The 14758-nt window shown below is 70.3% G+C and carries 16 protein-coding genes and 1 pseudogene; 10 read left to right on the top strand and 7 right to left on the bottom strand.

Annotated features, from left to right (window positions below; translation table 11 throughout):
* Nucleotides 1-2: 2 nt before the first annotated feature.
* From WMF29_RS08540 to WMF29_RS08520, 5 genes and pseudogenes are all read left to right on the top strand, one after another.
* The gene (locus WMF29_RS08540) at nucleotides 3-2789 is read left to right on the top strand and encodes a CHAT domain-containing protein (RefSeq protein WP_437328370.1); all 2787 of its coding nucleotides are present in this window, start codon (nucleotides 3-5) and stop codon (nucleotides 2787-2789) included.
* Nucleotides 2790-2834: 45 nt separating this feature from the next.
* The gene (locus WMF29_RS08535; RefSeq protein WP_437328369.1) at nucleotides 2835-3086 is read left to right on the top strand and encodes a hypothetical protein; all 252 of its coding nucleotides are present in this window, start codon (nucleotides 2835-2837) and stop codon (nucleotides 3084-3086) included.
* Nucleotides 3087-3167: 81 nt separating this feature from the next.
* Nucleotides 3168-3293 (top strand): annotated as a pseudogene (locus WMF29_RS08530) (IS481 family transposase); the annotation flags it as partial.
* A 1185-nt stretch (nucleotides 3294-4478) separates the two neighbouring features.
* A complete protein-coding gene (locus tag WMF29_RS08525) occupies nucleotides 4479-4670 on the top strand; it encodes a hypothetical protein (protein WP_437328368.1) in 192 nt (63 codons plus the stop codon).
* A gap of 75 nt (nucleotides 4671-4745) precedes the next feature.
* Nucleotides 4746-5306 (top strand): hypothetical protein, encoded by a 561-nt coding sequence (locus WMF29_RS08520; RefSeq protein WP_437328367.1) that lies wholly within the window; start codon nucleotides 4746-4748, stop codon nucleotides 5304-5306.
* 50 nt (nucleotides 5307-5356) lie between these two features.
* Here the strand turns inward: WMF29_RS08520 and WMF29_RS08515 are convergent, their stop codons facing one another.
* From WMF29_RS08515 to WMF29_RS08505, 3 genes are all read right to left on the bottom strand, one after another.
* Nucleotides 5357-5653, bottom strand: a complete 297-nt coding sequence (locus tag WMF29_RS08515) for a type II toxin-antitoxin system RelE/ParE family toxin (RefSeq protein ID WP_437328366.1) — start codon at nucleotides 5651-5653, stop codon at nucleotides 5357-5359.
* Complete coding sequence (locus WMF29_RS08510; RefSeq protein ID WP_437328365.1) at nucleotides 5650-5865, bottom strand: addiction module protein; 216 nt, start codon at nucleotides 5863-5865, stop codon at nucleotides 5650-5652. Before WMF29_RS08510 ends, WMF29_RS08515 begins: the two co-directional genes overlap by 4 nt.
* Nucleotides 5866-6099: 234 nt before the next feature.
* Complete coding sequence (locus WMF29_RS08505) at nucleotides 6100-7464, bottom strand: hypothetical protein (protein WP_437328364.1); 1365 nt, start codon at nucleotides 7462-7464, stop codon at nucleotides 6100-6102.
* A gap of 661 nt (nucleotides 7465-8125) precedes the next feature.
* Here WMF29_RS08505 and WMF29_RS08500 point away from each other — a divergent pair.
* Together WMF29_RS08500 and WMF29_RS08495 are read left to right on the top strand one after the other, a co-directional pair.
* Nucleotides 8126-8497: a hypothetical protein gene (locus WMF29_RS08500; protein ID WP_437328363.1), complete on the top strand. Its 372-nt coding sequence runs from the start codon at nucleotides 8126-8128 to the stop codon at nucleotides 8495-8497.
* A 207-nt stretch (nucleotides 8498-8704) separates the two neighbouring features.
* Complete coding sequence (locus WMF29_RS08495) at nucleotides 8705-9643, top strand: hypothetical protein (RefSeq protein WP_437328362.1); 939 nt, start codon at nucleotides 8705-8707, stop codon at nucleotides 9641-9643.
* Nucleotides 9644-9799: 156 nt separating this feature from the next.
* On the opposite strand, the gene WMF29_RS08490 is transcribed toward WMF29_RS08495, so the two are convergent.
* The 4 genes from WMF29_RS08490 to WMF29_RS08475 form a co-directional block, all read right to left on the bottom strand.
* A complete protein-coding gene (locus tag WMF29_RS08490; protein WP_437328361.1) occupies nucleotides 9800-10390 on the bottom strand; it encodes a Uma2 family endonuclease in 591 nt (196 codons plus the stop codon).
* A gap of 57 nt (nucleotides 10391-10447) precedes the next feature.
* Nucleotides 10448-11068: an RNA polymerase sigma factor gene (locus WMF29_RS08485; protein ID WP_437328360.1), complete on the bottom strand. Its 621-nt coding sequence runs from the start codon at nucleotides 11066-11068 to the stop codon at nucleotides 10448-10450.
* Entirely contained in the window at nucleotides 11050-11682 is a 633-nt protein-coding gene (locus tag WMF29_RS08480) for a hypothetical protein (RefSeq protein WP_437328359.1), read from the bottom strand. Before WMF29_RS08480 ends, WMF29_RS08485 begins: the two co-directional genes overlap by 19 nt.
* Nucleotides 11683-11816: 134 nt before the next feature.
* The gene (locus tag WMF29_RS08475; protein ID WP_437328358.1) at nucleotides 11817-11948 is read right to left on the bottom strand and encodes a hypothetical protein; all 132 of its coding nucleotides are present in this window, start codon (nucleotides 11946-11948) and stop codon (nucleotides 11817-11819) included.
* Between the two features lie 385 nt (nucleotides 11949-12333).
* Here WMF29_RS08475 and WMF29_RS08470 point away from each other — a divergent pair, with 385 nt between their 5' ends.
* The 3 genes from WMF29_RS08470 to WMF29_RS08460 all read left to right on the top strand — a co-directional run bounded on the left by WMF29_RS08470 (nucleotide 12334) and on the right by WMF29_RS08460 (nucleotide 14638).
* On the top strand, nucleotides 12334-12990 hold the full coding sequence (locus WMF29_RS08470; RefSeq protein ID WP_437328357.1) for an RNA polymerase sigma factor: 657 nt from the start codon (nucleotides 12334-12336) through the stop codon (nucleotides 12988-12990).
* Entirely contained in the window at nucleotides 12987-13685 is a 699-nt protein-coding gene (locus WMF29_RS08465; protein ID WP_437328356.1) for a zf-HC2 domain-containing protein, read from the top strand. The genes WMF29_RS08470 and WMF29_RS08465 overlap by 4 nt, the downstream gene beginning before the upstream one ends.
* A gap of 89 nt (nucleotides 13686-13774) precedes the next feature.
* On the top strand, nucleotides 13775-14638 hold the full coding sequence (locus tag WMF29_RS08460; protein ID WP_437328355.1) for a DsbA family protein: 864 nt from the start codon (nucleotides 13775-13777) through the stop codon (nucleotides 14636-14638).
* The last annotated feature ends 120 nt before the right edge of the window (nucleotides 14639-14758 follow it).

Here is a 14758-nt window from a genome sequence, read left to right as displayed (position 1 = left end):
TGATGCGCAGCAAAGCGTTCCCCTGCTCCGCGATGCCGCCCCTCCGCCCCGCGCGCGGCCTCCGCCGCCGCGCGCGGCTCCTCTCGCTCGCGGTGGCGGCGCTCGTCTCGGCGGCCCGGCCCGCGCCGCTCGCGGCGCAGCCGACCCCCGCCGAGCAGGCGAGCGAGGACCTCTCCGCGGCCCGCCAGCGCTGGAGAGCGGCCGTGGAGAGGGACGATCTGGCCGAGAGCGCCGCCCTCGCCGACAGGTACTTTGCGCTGCTGGAGGGCACCTCCGAGCTCGACAGCGAGCTCGCGCATTTCTACCTCGGCTATGGCGACTACGCGCGCGCCGAGGCGCTGCTGGTGCGGGGGCTGACGCGCGAGCAGCCCTCCTTCAACGACGAAGGGATGCTCTATGCCCGGCTCGCCAACGTCTACATCGACCTAGGGGACCTCCAGAGCGCCGAGGAGCTCCTGAAGCGAGCCCAGCCGCTCCTCCAGGGCTGGGGCGAGTTCTACGCCGTCGACTCGCTCGCGCGGCTGTACCTGGAGCGACGCGCGCTTCGCTCCTTCGCGGAGGCGCTCGACAGGATGCGCGTGATCCTCAAAGAGGCCACCGGCGGCTCGGGATGGGCCTACGCGATCCCGGATCTGCGCGCCGCGCAGCTCTGCTTGCGGCGCGGGCAGGTCGAGGAGGCCGAGCGGCGCCTCCTCGACCTGCGCCCGCGGCTCGAGCCCGCGCTCCCGGCGCAGAGCGCTGTGCGCGCCGATCTGCTGGAGGAGCTCGGCGTGCTCTTCACCCGCAAGGGCGATCCCGCGGCGGAGGCGCTGCTCCTCCAGGCGCTCGTGATCCGCGAGCGGCTCTTCGCGCCGGATCACCCGGCCATCGTCCGCGCGCTGGGGCACCTCGCGAACCTGTACGTTGCGCAGGGCCGGACCGCCATGGCCGTGCGGACGCGCGAGCGGGCCGCCGGCCTCCAGGACCGGAGCGCCCGGGCCAACCTGGCGAGGGGCTCCGAGCGGCAGAAGCGCCTGGTCATGGGCCTCGTCCAGCGCGACACCGACGCGACCCTCTCGCTGCACCTCCAGGGTGCCCCGCGCGACCAGGCCGCCGCGCGGCTCGCCCTGCGGTCGATCCTCCGGCGCAAGGGGCTCGCGCTCGACGCCATCGCCGAGAGCTTCGCGTCGCTGCGTCGCGATCTCGACGCCGAGGGCCGGGCGCTCCTCGGCGCCCTCACGCAGCTCGACGCGAAGCTGTCCACCGCGATCACGCGCGGCCCGATCGACCTCCCCGCCGAGGAGCACCAGCGCGAGGTGCAGCAGCTCGAGGCCGAGCGCCAGCGGCTCGAGTTCCAGCTGGCCGCGCGGACGCGCGCCGCGCGCCCGGCGGACGCGAAGGAGCCGCCGATCACCGTCGAGGGCGTGCAGGCGGCGATCCCCGACGGGGCGGCGCTCGTCGAGATCGTCCAGTACCGGCCTTACGACCCGTTCGGGCCGCCGGTGAGGCCGACGTGGGGCAAGCCTCGCTACGCGGCCTATGTCGTCGGGCGGCGCGGGGACGTCACGGGGGTGGATCTCGGCGACGCCGCCGCCATCGACGCGGCCGCCGCGGAGCTCTCGCGGGACCTCTCGAACCCGGAGCGAGACCCCCGGGAGCGCGCGCGTCACCTCGATGCGCTCGTGATGCAGCCGATCCGGGCCGCCCTCGGCGCGGCGCGCTGGATCCTCCTCAGCCCGGACGGCGCGCTGAACCTCGTGCCGTTCGCCGCGCTCGTGGACGACGAGGGCAACTATCTCATCGAGCGCGCCTCGTTCACCTATTTGACCAGCGGGCGCGATCTGCTGCGCACCGCGGGCGCCGCGGCGCCACAGGCCGCGGCGCCGCGTGGAGGCGTGCTGGTCATCGCCGATCCCGCGTTCGGCAGCCTCTCGGAGCTCGCGCCGGACGACGGCGCCACGCGCGGCCTGCGCTCCGCCGAGCTGGCCGGGGCGCGCTTCCCGCCCCTGCCGGGCACGGAGCGCGAGGCGGAGGCGGTGCGGAGCGCGCTGGCCAGCGCGACGGTCCTGACCGGCCCGTCGGCCACCGAGGAGGCCCTCAAGCGGGCGCAGCGGCCGCGCGTGCTGCACATCGCGACGCACGGCTTCTTCCTCCCGGACCAGGGCTCCCCCGCCGATCCGGCGAGCACCCGCGGCGCCGGGATCGAGAGCCCCGCCTGGAGCGAGAACCCGCTCCTGCGCTCGGGCCTGGCGCTGGCCGGCGCCAACGCGCGGCGGAGCAGCTCGGACGAGGACGACGGCATCCTGACCGCGCTCGAGATCTCCTCGCTGGACCTCCACGGGACCCAGCTCGTCGTGCTCTCGGCCTGCGAGACCGGCCTCGGCGAGGTCCCCCGCGGCGACGGGGTCTACGGGCTCCGCCGCGCGCTGCTCCTCGCCGGGGCGGAGACGCAGGTGATGAGCCTGTGGAAGGTCGGCGACATGGCGACGCGGGATCTCATGACGTCGTACTACGCGGCGCTCGCGCGCGGCGGAGGGCGCAGCGAGGCGCTGCGGTCGGCGCAGCTCGAGATCCGGCGTGACCGCCCGCACCCGCACGCGTGGGCCGGCTTCATCACCTCGGGCGAGGGCGCCGCGCTCGACGGCAGGCAGGTCGCGCCGACCTTCCCGCGCGTGGCGACGAGCCCGCGCGGGTGCGCCTGCGCGGCCGGCGAGGGCGGCCCGAGCGCTCCCCCCGCGCTCGCCGCGCTCGCCGCGGCGCTCGTCCTTGTCGCGCGGAAGCGCTGGCCCCGCAGGCCTGGGAATTGGTAGACGTCGACGCTGGAGCCCACCCATCGCGGGCTCGTGGAGGTCTGCATGCGTCGATCGGCGATCGTTCTGGTGCTCCCCGTCCTGGCCTGGATGCTCTCTGCCTGCGGAGGCGCGCAGGCGCCCGAGCAGCCCGCCGCGAAGGAGGGCGAGGCCGAGATCTGCCCCACGGGAGATCCCGGCGTGCAGCCCTGTCCGGAGGGCTGCGTGTGGGACGAGAAGGTCCAGAAGTGCAACAAGGACCGCGGCATCATCGTGCACTACACTCCGGGCGCGACGGCCACCAAGCCGGCGAAGTGATCATCCCTCGTCGAGCCGCGCCGCCATCTCCGGCGAGAGGCCGCGCAACAGGCCGATGACGCGCGGGCTCGACGCGCGCACCTCCCCCACGAGCTCGTGGGGCTGATTCCGAGCGCCGATGACGTCTGGGAGCTGTACTACGGCCCGGTTCTGCTCGCGCAGGTCACCCTCAAGAACAAGGAGCTGAAGCTGGCCAGGGCGCGGTGACCTCCGCGAACTCACGCCGGATCATGAGGAGAGGCTCGTGTGTTCCGCGACCACGGGGAGCGGTTCGTGGTTAGATCCTGGCGGTCCGAGAAAGTGCGGCGAGCGTGTCGCGTCGACGAGGATCCGGTCCCTGTTTCCAGTCCTCCCGGAGCACGGGTCCGTGGCTCTAAGGAAGTGTCACCGCAGCTCCCGGTCAGAACTGTTACCGGGGCTCCGCTCGTACAACTGCGCGGCCCCCGCGGCCCTCCTACGCGGCCACGGCGGCCCTCCTACGCAGCTCCGGCGCCCTCCTGCGCGGCCCCTGCGGCCCTCCTGCGCGGCCACGGCGGCCCTCCTACGCAGCTCCGGCGCCCTCCTGCGCGGCCCCTGCGGCCCTCCTGCGCGGCCACGGCGGCCCTCCTACGCAGCTCCGGCGCCCTCCTGCGCGGCCCCTGCGGCCCTCCTGCGCGGCCACGGCGGCCCTCCTGCGCGGCCACGGCGCCCTCCTGCGCGGCCCCTGCGGCCCTCCTGTGCACCCAATCTAGTGTCCTATCGTACAATTCTGTGGCTCCTCTGCCGCCCCGCCGCCCTCCTGTGCACCCCAATTCGTGTCCTATCGTACAATCGCGCCACTCCTGCTCGGTGGGCGGCTGGAGCGAATGCGCGACGGCGATGTCAGAGGGAGACCAGCGCTGGGTGCGGCATGTCGGATGAGGGCTCGGGCTCGTCTTCATATCGCGCCACGAGCTTGGAGGATCGAGGCAGACTGATCCTTGTCGGGATCGACCATGCGTGCGCACAAGACGGGATGAGTGACAGGGGGGCGCCCGAGATGACGCATTCTCCTCGGCACCTCGGCTTCGTGTACGACGAGAGGCGGCTCGCAGCACCAGAGCGCGATACCACGACCGGACCGGCTGGACACACGTCAGGCAGCAAGAACTACTGGCTGCCTCCCATACCCCTTGGCCCGGCCCCGTCCACCTTCGCGAGCGGCACGACAGGACAGCCAGGCCCCCGGCGCTCACCTGGCTCGGGGACCGGGTGCACTCGTTTGCGACGGGCGTTTGAGGCGAGGAGCCCAGTTGGCGAATAAGCGCATCGGCCCGCGCCCTGCGAAGCCAGAGGAGCCTGCGGAGGCGACGATGACACCGCTCCCAAGCGCGAGCGCAGCGACTATCGGCCGTGGGCCGAGTTGCTGCGCCGATGTTCGCGCTCGATGTCCTCGAGCGCCCAGCCTGCGAGGGCAGGATGAAGCTCGTCGCCATGGTGACCGAGCCACGCAGCATCGTCCGCTTCCTCTCCGCGCTCGGCGAGGCCCGCCACCTCGGTGTGCCGCACCACACTTTCTCGCGCTGCGATCCGGCTTCCTTGACCTACGCGCTCAAGCCGCCTTGACGGAGGCGACCCTTTGATCTCTTCTTCCGCTGTGTCAGCGAGCTCTTCCATGAGAGTGCATGTATGCAAGAACCGATGACCCGGGGCTCTCTGATTCTCAATGCAGCAGCCTACTCGGACGTGCTGTGTGACGAGGCTGGGGTCCGCCGGGTTCGTCACGGGCTCTCTCAGGAGCTCAGGAGGGCGCTGGCCACCATGTCGAGCGCGGCGTGGTACCCTCGCGCCTACTACGTCGAGGTTCTGCGCGGCATCGTCCAGGTCCACAACGAGCCATCGCAGAGCTACCTGGACGTCGTGAGGTGCGGCCGGACGGTCTTCGAGAAGGAAGCGAACACCTTGATGAAGCTGCTTCTCAGGGGGATGAACGCTCGGCTCTTCCTCCGGAAGTTCCCCGACTTCTGGGCGCAGGATATGGTCGGCGGGACGCTGCGGGTGGACTCCTCGCAGCTCGAGCGGAACGAGGTGACGCTGCTCGTGACCGGGGTCGCAGGGTTCGAGCACCTCGGACCGCTGAGCCTCGGTTTCGCCGGCCGTGCGCTGGAGCAGGTGACCGGCAAGCAGGTCGACGCGACCCAGACTGGCTGGTCGTTCGACAAGCCAGACGCGGATGAGGTCACGTTGCGCTTCTCGTGGTGAGCGCGCCGGCGCTATTTCGTTGGATGCGTGGCTGCCATTCCGAAATTCGCTCACGCTCGGCGCTTCCACTCGCGAGGATGTCGGCGGCGGTGAATCACTCCAACAACCACGATGGCGGCGGGCAGGATCCGGTAGAAGACCGCGTACGGGAAACGCTCGACGAGTACGCGCCGGACGTCTCGGTACAGCGGCGGGTACGCGAGCGGTGCGCTCCGAATGCGCTTGATGGCGTCGTCCAGCTCTCGCCGGAAGACGGCGCCAAGCCCGGACCGCTGCTCCTCGTAGTACCAGCGGAAGGTCTCGAGGGCTTCGGCGCGAGCTTCGGCGAGGAAGACAACGCGGCTCACGGCTCGTCGGTGGTCATCTCGGCACGGACGTCCTCCCAGGAGACACCGATGGGGCCTTCGATATCGAGGCGATCAAGGCGGCGATCAAGCTCAGCGCGGAGCTCGGAGCTCAGAGGCAGGTCGTCCGAGGAAAGGCTTCGCCAGAGGTCATCGATCAGATCCAGCTTCTCGTCCGCGGTGAGCTTGGAGAGGTCGAGCGCGGGCTTGCCCATGGGCGTATCCTGCACCCGAAGGGCCGGCAACGCCAGCGCACGCCAGCCTGGGCGGGCGTCGATGGCTCCGCTGTCCGTCTTCCCGTTCCCGCGCGTGGCGCCGGCCCCTGAGGTCGGCGGGTGCGGGCCGCCGCTGCAGCCCAACGACGTGCGCTTCACCCGCGAGCAACGGAGGGGCGCCGTAGGCGCCACGGAGTTGCTCGTCGGCGTGCAAGCGTGAGTTGGGCGGGTCGATCATGGTACCTCCATGTCGCCCAGCCAGATTACCCCTCTATCAAGACGAACCAGAACTCCGACCTCCGGAACCTGATCGAGGACGGCAAGAAGTCCCTGCCGTACGAGGCTCAGAAGACGCCTACAGTTACCAACCGTGATCATGGCGAATAGCTCAGATAGTCTGGTCCCGGGATCGACCGGAAACGCCTTCTCGATAGCGTGGACCAAGTGATTGCGAATCTTTCGTACCTGGACGAGGGCACCGTACTCCGCAGACGTCTGCTTGAGGCGGGTGAACGATCGTGCCTTGCGATCTGCTCGGTTCTTGGTGATTCGCTCCGCCTCTTCCAAAAGCTTGTCCTCAGCCGTTCTGGAGTCCTTCAAGTCCGGATATTCTCCCCTTGCCGTAAAATGCACTCTGTTTGCGACAGCTTCAATGAACGTTGCCAGCGCAATCATGCAATAGGCCCCGTGAAGCACTGCTCGATCCACGTCGCCGCCGGAGTCGGCGAGCTTCGCGTGATGGAACTCCTCGAGGGATTTTCTGTAGTGCAGAAGAGCCAAATTGTGTTCAATTTGAGGCTCGTTGCCCGCGCCGTGTACAAGTCGACCGTACGCCGTCAACGTAGGGGCGTGATGAACGTACCGAGCCGGTAACCGCTTTCGACGGAGGTGATAGAGAGAAGCTTCGCGGTGAATATTGTTGTTGATAGCAAAAAGCTCGTCCAAGAGCGCGTCAAGCTCTGAGAGGCCCTGGGCATTCAGATCCCCGGCGTTCTGTAGGTACGTTTCCCGATATCTCGCGACAATGTCCTTGTATGGCGTGAAGTCAAGTTCGGCGGAGTGCGGGTAGGAGTGCTGTCCGTCTGAGCGGAGTTCAGCAATCGTGTATTGGAACGGCACGCCTTGGTCGATAATAACGAGCCAGGGAGCAGCTGCCAGAAACGGCATTCCACCGACGAACAGCACAGGCTCGAAGGCTACGATGCAGTACGCGTTTAGATTTACTGCGCCTTCGGGGAAGAGATCAGAAGACTGGGAGATTCCAGCGTCGACGCCGCCACCCACGAGTCGGGCTGCCATGATGCGCCCCGCATCACTTCGGGTAACGTTCTGCAGGAGGAAGTTGTTTGTCACTAGGACGACACGTCTGTCCTCTCGATAGGCTGTATTGAGTACAAGCGCATCGACGCTGAGATACGGGTATGCCGCCTGTGTTTTCCATATGGATCGCTCACGCTGCAGGCACGAGCGGATTTTGATGTACCAAAGAGCAGCTGAGCGGTCGTCCTCTCCGTCTGGTGCGGGCAGCGTCCCTCCCTGCACCACGAAGGAGCGTAGTCCCTTGTCGGAGTCATCGGGATCGTCGACGGAATTAGACATGGGGTCCTTCCTGCTTGCTCCGCCCAACGTCGCAATCAGCTGTGATGCGCGACATATCTACGCATTTCCCCATGTAGGCCGCCAACCATGGCACCCTATCTCCATATTCCCGAGGATACGTCGCGGCTCGTCATGGCCTATCTCCATGATCCCGCAGATAGGCGGTGACCTTCCGCGGCCTATCCCCGTCATCCCGCAGATCGGCCGCCGCTGCGTAACTACGTATTCCCGTTGCTAGATCTCGGACGGCGACGGCGTGTCGTCGCGCAAGATTCGCGCCGACGGCCGGGTACCCCGGGCGACCAGAGCCCGGTCGACCGTGGCGCGGCGGCACGAGAAGGAGCTCGCGGCTGGTCGCGGCGAGGTCGACCTGCCCCACGCTCTCCGAGGGAAAATGCGAAGAGCAGCCACCAGCCTCGCCTGGCGATACCTCTTCCCCGCCTCTCGCCCTTGCACCGATCCAGCGACTGGCCGACAGGTCCTCTACCACCTGCACGAATCGGCCGTGCAAAGGACCGTGCACGATGCCGGACGCGGACCGCCGCCTCAGCGTGGAGCGCCTTGAGCCCCGACCCCGCCCCGTCGTGCCGCCCCCACGCATCGTGGAAAGGTAGCGTACCTGACGGTTGCCCCGCCTTGTCAAGGAGGCCAACGCGAGATCGTGCGAGCTCCGCACCGGACGACGACGCTCGAGATCGCCGCAGCGCTTGCGCTCCCGAGGCCGACGGTGGCCACGCGGATCCCCCTCACCGGCCGCCTCGTCGCCGCTCCCTCCCCCGCCGGCGGAGGTGGCCGCGATGATCCGCGCCGAGCAGAGCGCCTCCGCGAAGGCGCTCGCGGAGCTCCCCGCCGGGGCGGCGGCGCGCCGCTGCGAGACGACACCACGGGGCTCGCGTCGAACCTGGAGCACCGGCCCTCCGGGCCCCCGCGCTCTTCACCGAACGCGGCGAGCTCCTTCAAGGCCGCCGGATCGGCGCCGGACACGAAGAGCAACCTCACGACGTCGAGCCGGAGGTCCGCGCCGTCCTCGTAGACCGCGACGGCGGCGAGCGCCGCAGGCGGGCCCCTGTCGCACGGGCATGACACCCGGCGTCGCGCCTGCGTGACAGCGTCACGACGCCGTTCCACGTTGCTCGCTCCTGATGGGCTGAAATCCGGGCGATCCGCGCCGTGCGCGCACAGGTACGGCCAATGCACTGCTCGGAATGCGCAGGGGACCTCACCAGAAATGGAGGCGAGTATGTTGAACGATAGGCGCGTTCCGGGTGTTTTCGTCGCAGCTACGCTTCTCGCGGCAGGCTGCGCGGTCGAGGCGGGCGATACGGGGCAGGTCTCGGAGGAGGCGTCCGCGAGCCAGGCCTCGCACGGTTTCGGGCGGGAAACGCCCGAGGAGAGCGCCGGCAACCACCCCGCTCGGGCCATCGAGAGGATCGAGGGCAAGGTGCTGAATCGATTCGTGGTGCCGCGTGTCGGGACGGTATCGCTGATCGACGAGGATCCGAGCAGCGCGGCGCCCCAGATCGGCGTCCTGGTCGTCTCTTCGCCCGAGGACGACAAGCTCATGCCGCTCGTCCACGAGGACGGGACCGATATCACGCCGCTCGAGTACCTGCTGAGCGCCGACGCCTCGGCCGACGTCACGCCGCGGCTCTTCGAACAGCACGTCTCGATCGCCGGCGGGACACGGATGCTCTCCGTCGTCTACGACGCGGGGCCGGAGGTGACCGCCGGGAACTGCGCAGCGGCGCAGTGGCAGAGCTATTTCGACAATGAGGCGCTCTCGTTCGGCGGCGTGGACGATTCCGAGCACCTCTCGAACATGACCACGTCGTTGCCGAGCTGGACGGCGAGCGGCTACCTGGGCAAATACTCGCGCATCGTCGCGGGGGCGTGCTTCGTCAGCCAGGGCGACGGCAACGACGACCTGACGGTGAAGATGGAAAGGCGCGTCGGCGGAAGCTGGCAGACCGTGAGTGGAACGCAGGTCACGCTCAATACGACGATCAACGGCGGCAAGGATCGCTATCTTTATTTGAGCGGCTCGTATTGTTATGACCACGAACGCCGCATCACCGTCGCGGGGCGCCCCCCGGGTGGCATCTACCCGCCGGACAGGTTCCACCTCTCGGGCGCGTGGGGAGGGCAGGCGAACGGCTGCTGGATCGAGTCGGGCGACTGACGCGCGCCCTCCCCTACGCCTCCCGCGCGAAGAACCGCCGCGCGACCCCCTCCAGAACGCGCCCCCGTGGAGCACTCGGAGGGTCGCGCGGGGGTCCTGGGGCAGGAAGCCAGCGGTCGCTGCGGCCGAAGCACCCGCGTCAGCGCGGCTGCAAGGTCACCTCGCCCAGAGCACCGAGAGATCGAGCTCGACGGCGTCGAATGGCTCGACGCGGACGCGGGCGGCGTCGCGGTGGACGACCGCAGGTCCCCAGCGGCGATCCGCGCCGAGCACGTACACCTCCAGCGTCCGCTGGATGGGGTCGACCAGCCACGCGTGCCGCACGCCCTCGCGCGCGTAGATCGGCATCTTCTCGTCGCGGTCGACGTCCTCGGTGGAGGCGCTCAGGACCTCGCAGACCCAGTCCGGGGCGAGCGCGAAGTACGCCGTCTCGGGCAGCTCGGGCATGCGCTCGCGGCGCCAGCCGGCGATGTCCGGCACGAGCGCGTCGATCTCACCAGGCGCGTGCGGGTCGGGGAAGTGCAGTTCGGGCTCGTCCAGGATCCACCAGCCGCCGGGGCCCCCTCGCCCGCGCTGGAAGGCGCCGTGCAGGTCGGCCCCCAGCGAGGACGCGGCGTTCGCATGTCGCGGCGCCGGCCGGGGCATGACGTGGAGCACGCCCCGGATGAGCTCCGCCACCTTGTGCGGCGGGACGGCCTCGAGGTCGGCGTACGTGGCGCGGCGCTGATTCTCGGCGGGCTGACCCATGACGGCAGCCTGCCCGTGGGCAGACGGCGGGGCAAGGCGTTCAGGTCCGCCCGTCGCTCACCCTCGCCGCGGCCGCAGCGCCCTGATCAGCGCATCGATCCCGCGGGAGCGCCACCTGTAAGCCGTGCTGACCGGCGCGTCTTGCTGCTCGGCCACGTCCTCCATCGACATCTCGAAGATGTCGTGGCCAATGATCACGTCGCCCTCGTGCACGGGGAGCTGGTGCAGCGCCTCGAGGAAGGCGAGGCGCCGCTCCTCGCGCTCGAGGGCCTGGTCCGGAGTCGGTGCCTCGTGCTCGGCGCTCGGCGGGGTCGCGACGATCTCCTCGCGCTGCACCCGGGCACTTTCGAGGTGATGGCGGACGCGGTGATAGGCCAGCGCCCGTATCCAGACACGAAGCGCTTCTGCGGGCTGCACGTCCGGGTCGGGGCGGTAGCGGTCCTCTTCGCTGGCCTCCCACGCGGCGAGGAGCACGTCTTGCGCGAGGTCTTTGACGTCCTCGCGTGTCGCCCGGCGACCTCGGAGGTAGCGCGCGACGAGGGCGCTGACGACGCCTGCTTGCGCGACGAGCTCGGCAGACGTGAGGCGCCTTGGCGCGAAGCGCCGGTTGCGGATGATGAAGATGGCAGCAAACGCGATGAGCTGCCCGAACGTCAGGACTACAAGGTCCGGCGCCATATGGCCACTCCCTCGACTGGCACGAGCGAGATGTAGAGCGCGATCAGAATAGACCGCGCGAGGTCCCAGGCGCTGAAGATGCCCATACGGAACGGGCCCACCAGCATGAGTGTCTCGGCAATGACGATGAACCCGGCGGCGAGGTGCTGTGTCTTGCCCCGCTCACCTCCCAGGAACCACAGGAGCAGGCAGCCGACGGACGTGCAGAGCGCGGCGAGCTCGAGGGCGAGGTAGGCCTTGCCGAGCAGCTCCCCGCGGAAGGTGGGGTATCCGGCGGCGAGGACCGCGACCACCACGACGTAGACCGCGAGCACGCCCCACGGTCGCCGCCGGCTGAAGATGAACACCGCGAGTGCCGCCACCCCGGCCATCCAGCCGACGAAGAGGGCGCTCTCGATGTGGAAGGCGAAGCGAACCCAGCCGGTGAACGGCGCGCCGGCGACCTCGGCGCGCGCGGGCGCGAGGACGCCCAGCCGGATCACCCGTCTCACAACGTCGGATGCGAACCCATACCCGAGGAGCAGCGCGATCGGACGGTGCTCGGGGCGATGCCGCGCGACGACGCAGGCGAGCGCGGTCGCGAGGGCCGACAGCGCGTAAAGCGCCGGGATCATGGCGCCCCTCTCGGCGCATCGTCAGGTGAGGTGAGCGGCACGCGCCGACGGTATGCAGCGCTCGTGGATCGGCCAAAAAAGCGAGGCTCGGAAGAGGGAGCCCCCGACGTGTGGGGTCGCCGCGGAGGCGCCTGCTACCTGCGCTTGCGGGGGGATGGCCATCGCCGCACCGCTGTCGGGAACAGGACGCCCCCGAGGCTGAACACGGCCAGGAAGTACTTCAGGAAGTGACTCACGAAACCGGGATCCGGAGGCTCGATCGGCATGGCCGAGAGGCTATCAGCGCCGGCTCGTGGACGTCGTCCGCTTTCTTGGCCCGGCGGGGCGACCTGTGGCACGCGCGTGCGCGCGCGAGGAGCCCATACAGGGTCAAGAGGAAAGCCGCGCCCGAGCGACGACCTTCGCTGCGCGAGCGCCTCGACGTCGCTGCAGGACGAGCAGCGCGCTGGAGGCTACCAGGGCTTCCAGCCGGTGGGTGTCGATTTCGTGAGAGAAGATCCGTGGCATCCGTAAGTAGCATCGGCGCGTCACGCGGCGAGCGCCGCTGCTGCGTGCCAGCAGGAGATTCCAGCTCCGGCGAACACTCACCGCCAGACGGCAGCCGGGGAGGCCTTCCGATTTTTTCTGTAACTCCGGGGCGGGTCCGGCCACATGGGGCTCGTGGCATCGCTCTCGGAGGTCTGGATGGCGGCCCCGGCGCTCGCGGTCCAGGAGGGGGAGGAGCCGGTGAGCACGCCGGTGGAGGGGGCGGAGCCCGCCGCGCAGAGGCGCGCGCTGGAGGCGCTGTACGCGGCGCACGCGCGGGCCATCCACCGCTTCCTCTGCGATCTGCTCGGGGACACGGCGGCGGCGGCCGACGCGACGCAGGAGACGTTCGTGCGGGCCATGCACCGGCTGCACACGCTGGAGACGCCAGAGCGGCCCGCGCCGTGGCTGTTCGGCATCGCCCGGCACGTGTCGCTGGAGCACCGGAGGGCGCGGCGGCGGCGGCGGCAGGTGCTCGACGACGGGCCGCTCGACGCCTGGGAGGAGCGCCCGGCCGCGTGCGCGGCGCGGGCGCCGGGGGCGCCGCGCACGCCGGAGGACGAGCTGATGGGGCGCGAGGCGCTCACGGTGCTGGCCGGGGCGCTGGATCAGCTCGGCGAGGACCGGCGCGCGGCGCTCTTGCTCCGGCTGGATCACGGCCTCAGCTACGAGGAGATCGCGCGGCTCATGGAGTGGAGCCTGCCCAAGGTGAAGGTGGAGATCCACCGCGCGCGGCAGGAGCTGCGCGCGGAGCTCGTGCGGTACGACGGAGGTGGGCGATGAGCGGGTGCCGTCCCGAGGTGGTGGAGGCGTACGCGCTCGGCGAGCTTTCGGCGGCGGAGGCGGCCGAGGTGGAGGCGCACCTCGCCGGCTGCAGCGCGTGCGCCGAGGAGCTCGCGTGGGTGCGCCGCGAGCAGGCCCTGTTCGCGGCCCGCGGGGCGGAGATCCCGGAGCCGCCGCCCTTCGAATCCATCCTGATGCGCGCGCTCGACGAGGGGTGCGAGGCGCGCGCCGAGGAGGCCGCGCCCGCGCGCGCGGCCGCGCCGACGGTCGACCCCGCAGCAGCCCCGGCGCCAGCGCGCCGGCGCGCGGCGGGGTCCTCGGGGAGGCGGGGCAGCCGAGCGCACGCCATGAGCGCGCCGAGCACCCTGAAGAGGTGGCTCCCGCGCGCCGCGGCCGCCGTCGCGCTGGCGCTCGGGGCCGCGCTGCTCGGGCTGCCGCGCGACGCCGCGACGCCGCTCGCGCCAGAGCCGCGCGTGGCCGCGCCGAGCATCGCCCCGAGCGCGCCGCCTGCCCCGCCGGAGATCGTCTTCGAGGAAGAGCACGGCGCGGCCTGCGGGGAGGTCTGCGATGACACGCCCGGGGGGCACGACGTCGATCCGTCCGAGCACCCGGGCGGTGATAGCCCGAGCGCCGGGGAGGCCTGCGACGACGAAATGGCGTGCGCTGATATGTCGTGTGTAACTCCCGAGCCGTAGCGGCCAAAGGGGGAGTGAGGCCCGACGAAATGGCGACGCCGCAATGGCGACGCGAATCCCGCGCGCCGCGGGCCGAGGAGGAACAGACCATGCGCACTTCGACCCGCTCCCCGCTCGCCTTCCCTCTCCGCGCTGCCGCCACAGCACTCGCCCTCGTGCTCACCGCCGCGTGCAGCAATGCGCCGGACGACACGACCCCGATCGAGGAGGTCGCGCCGACGGCCGCCGCGCTCCGCGCTGTAGCCCAGAAGCCCGAGGCCAAGAAGCCCGAGGCCAAGAAGGCGGCAGCACAGAAGCCCGCGGCCGCAAATGCGGCGGAGGTGCCCGCGATCCACGGGCCCGGGCGGGCCTGCGATCCCGAGCCGGGCGGCGACTGCGGCTCGTGCGACGGGGCCGGGAATCACGGGCCGGAGCACATGATCGGCGAGGAGGTCGAGCACGTCGACATCCGCAATGCGCCGACCCGCGGCCCAGCCAATGCGCCGGTGACGCTTGTGGTCTTCTCCGATTTCCAGTGCCCATTTTCCAGCAAGTTCGCGGGCGTGCTCGACCAGATCGAGCAGGAGTACCCCGGCAAGCTCCGCCTCGCCTTCAAGCACCGTCCCCTGCCCATCCACAAGCAGGCGCGCGTCGCGGCGCGGGCGTCCCTGGCGGCGCACGCGCAGGGCAAGTTCTGGGAGTACCAGGCGGCGCTGTTCGACAAGGCGCAGGGCGCGCTCGACCAGGCGGGCCTGGAGGAGCGCGCGGCGGATCTCGGGCTGGACGTGGCGCGGTTCGCGCGGGACATGCGGTCCCCCGGGCTGGAGGCCCAGGTGGCCGCCGACTTCGAGGAGGGCGACCGGCTCGCGATCGAGGGCACGCCCACGCTGTTCGTGAATGGCCACCGCGTCATGGGTGCGCAGCCCATCGGCGTGCTGCGCACCGCCATCGACCGCTCTCTGGCGGGGAAGTAGCTTCCTCCCGCCCGCAATAGCTCTGCCAGACCTGGATCTCCGCGCCTTCCCCCGCGGTGACCGCCCGCGCGGGCACCGGAGCTTCGTTCTCCGTCTGCTTTGGCGCCCTGGTGTGCTCGC

Origin of the sequence: Sorangium sp. So ce381 (assembly GCF_051473845.1) — a bacterium.
GTDB lineage: Bacteria > Myxococcota_A > Polyangia > Polyangiales > Polyangiaceae > Sorangium > Sorangium atrum.
Note: the sequence above shows the minus strand (reverse complement) of the source record. Positions and strands in the feature narration are given on the sequence as shown.

Excerpts from the sequence above, each read along its gene's own strand:
- WMF29_RS08485 (WP_437328360.1), bottom strand. The coding sequence starts at position 11,068 with ATGGCGCCGGACCTTGTAGTCCTGACGTTCGGGCAGCTCATCGCGTTT.
- WMF29_RS08535 (WP_437328369.1), top strand. The coding sequence starts at position 2,835 with ATGCGTCGATCGGCGATCGTTCTGGTGCTCCCCGTCCTGGCCTGGATG.
- WMF29_RS08465 (WP_437328356.1), top strand. The coding sequence starts at position 12,987 with ATGAGCGGGTGCCGTCCCGAGGTGGTGGAGGCGTACGCGCTCGGCGAG.
- WMF29_RS08480 (WP_437328359.1), bottom strand. The coding sequence starts at position 11,682 with ATGATCCCGGCGCTTTACGCGCTGTCGGCCCTCGCGACCGCGCTCGCC.
- WMF29_RS08510 (WP_437328365.1), bottom strand. The coding sequence starts at position 5,865 with ATGGGCAAGCCCGCGCTCGACCTCTCCAAGCTCACCGCGGACGAGAAG.
- WMF29_RS08460 (WP_437328355.1), top strand. The coding sequence starts at position 13,775 with ATGCGCACTTCGACCCGCTCCCCGCTCGCCTTCCCTCTCCGCGCTGCC.
- WMF29_RS08475 (WP_437328358.1), bottom strand. The coding sequence starts at position 11,948 with ATGCCGATCGAGCCTCCGGATCCCGGTTTCGTGAGTCACTTCCTGAAG.
- WMF29_RS08495 (WP_437328362.1), top strand. The coding sequence starts at position 8,705 with ATGTTGAACGATAGGCGCGTTCCGGGTGTTTTCGTCGCAGCTACGCTT.
- WMF29_RS08520 (WP_437328367.1), top strand. The coding sequence starts at position 4,746 with ATGACCCGGGGCTCTCTGATTCTCAATGCAGCAGCCTACTCGGACGTG.
- WMF29_RS08540 (WP_437328370.1), top strand. The coding sequence starts at position 3 with ATGCGCAGCAAAGCGTTCCCCTGCTCCGCGATGCCGCCCCTCCGCCCC.
- WMF29_RS08490 (WP_437328361.1), bottom strand. The coding sequence starts at position 10,390 with ATGGGTCAGCCCGCCGAGAATCAGCGCCGCGCCACGTACGCCGACCTC.
- WMF29_RS08470 (WP_437328357.1), top strand. The coding sequence starts at position 12,334 with ATGGGGCTCGTGGCATCGCTCTCGGAGGTCTGGATGGCGGCCCCGGCG.
- WMF29_RS08525 (WP_437328368.1), top strand. The coding sequence starts at position 4,479 with ATGTTCGCGCTCGATGTCCTCGAGCGCCCAGCCTGCGAGGGCAGGATG.
- WMF29_RS08505 (WP_437328364.1), bottom strand. The coding sequence starts at position 7,464 with ATGTCTAATTCCGTCGACGATCCCGATGACTCCGACAAGGGACTACGC.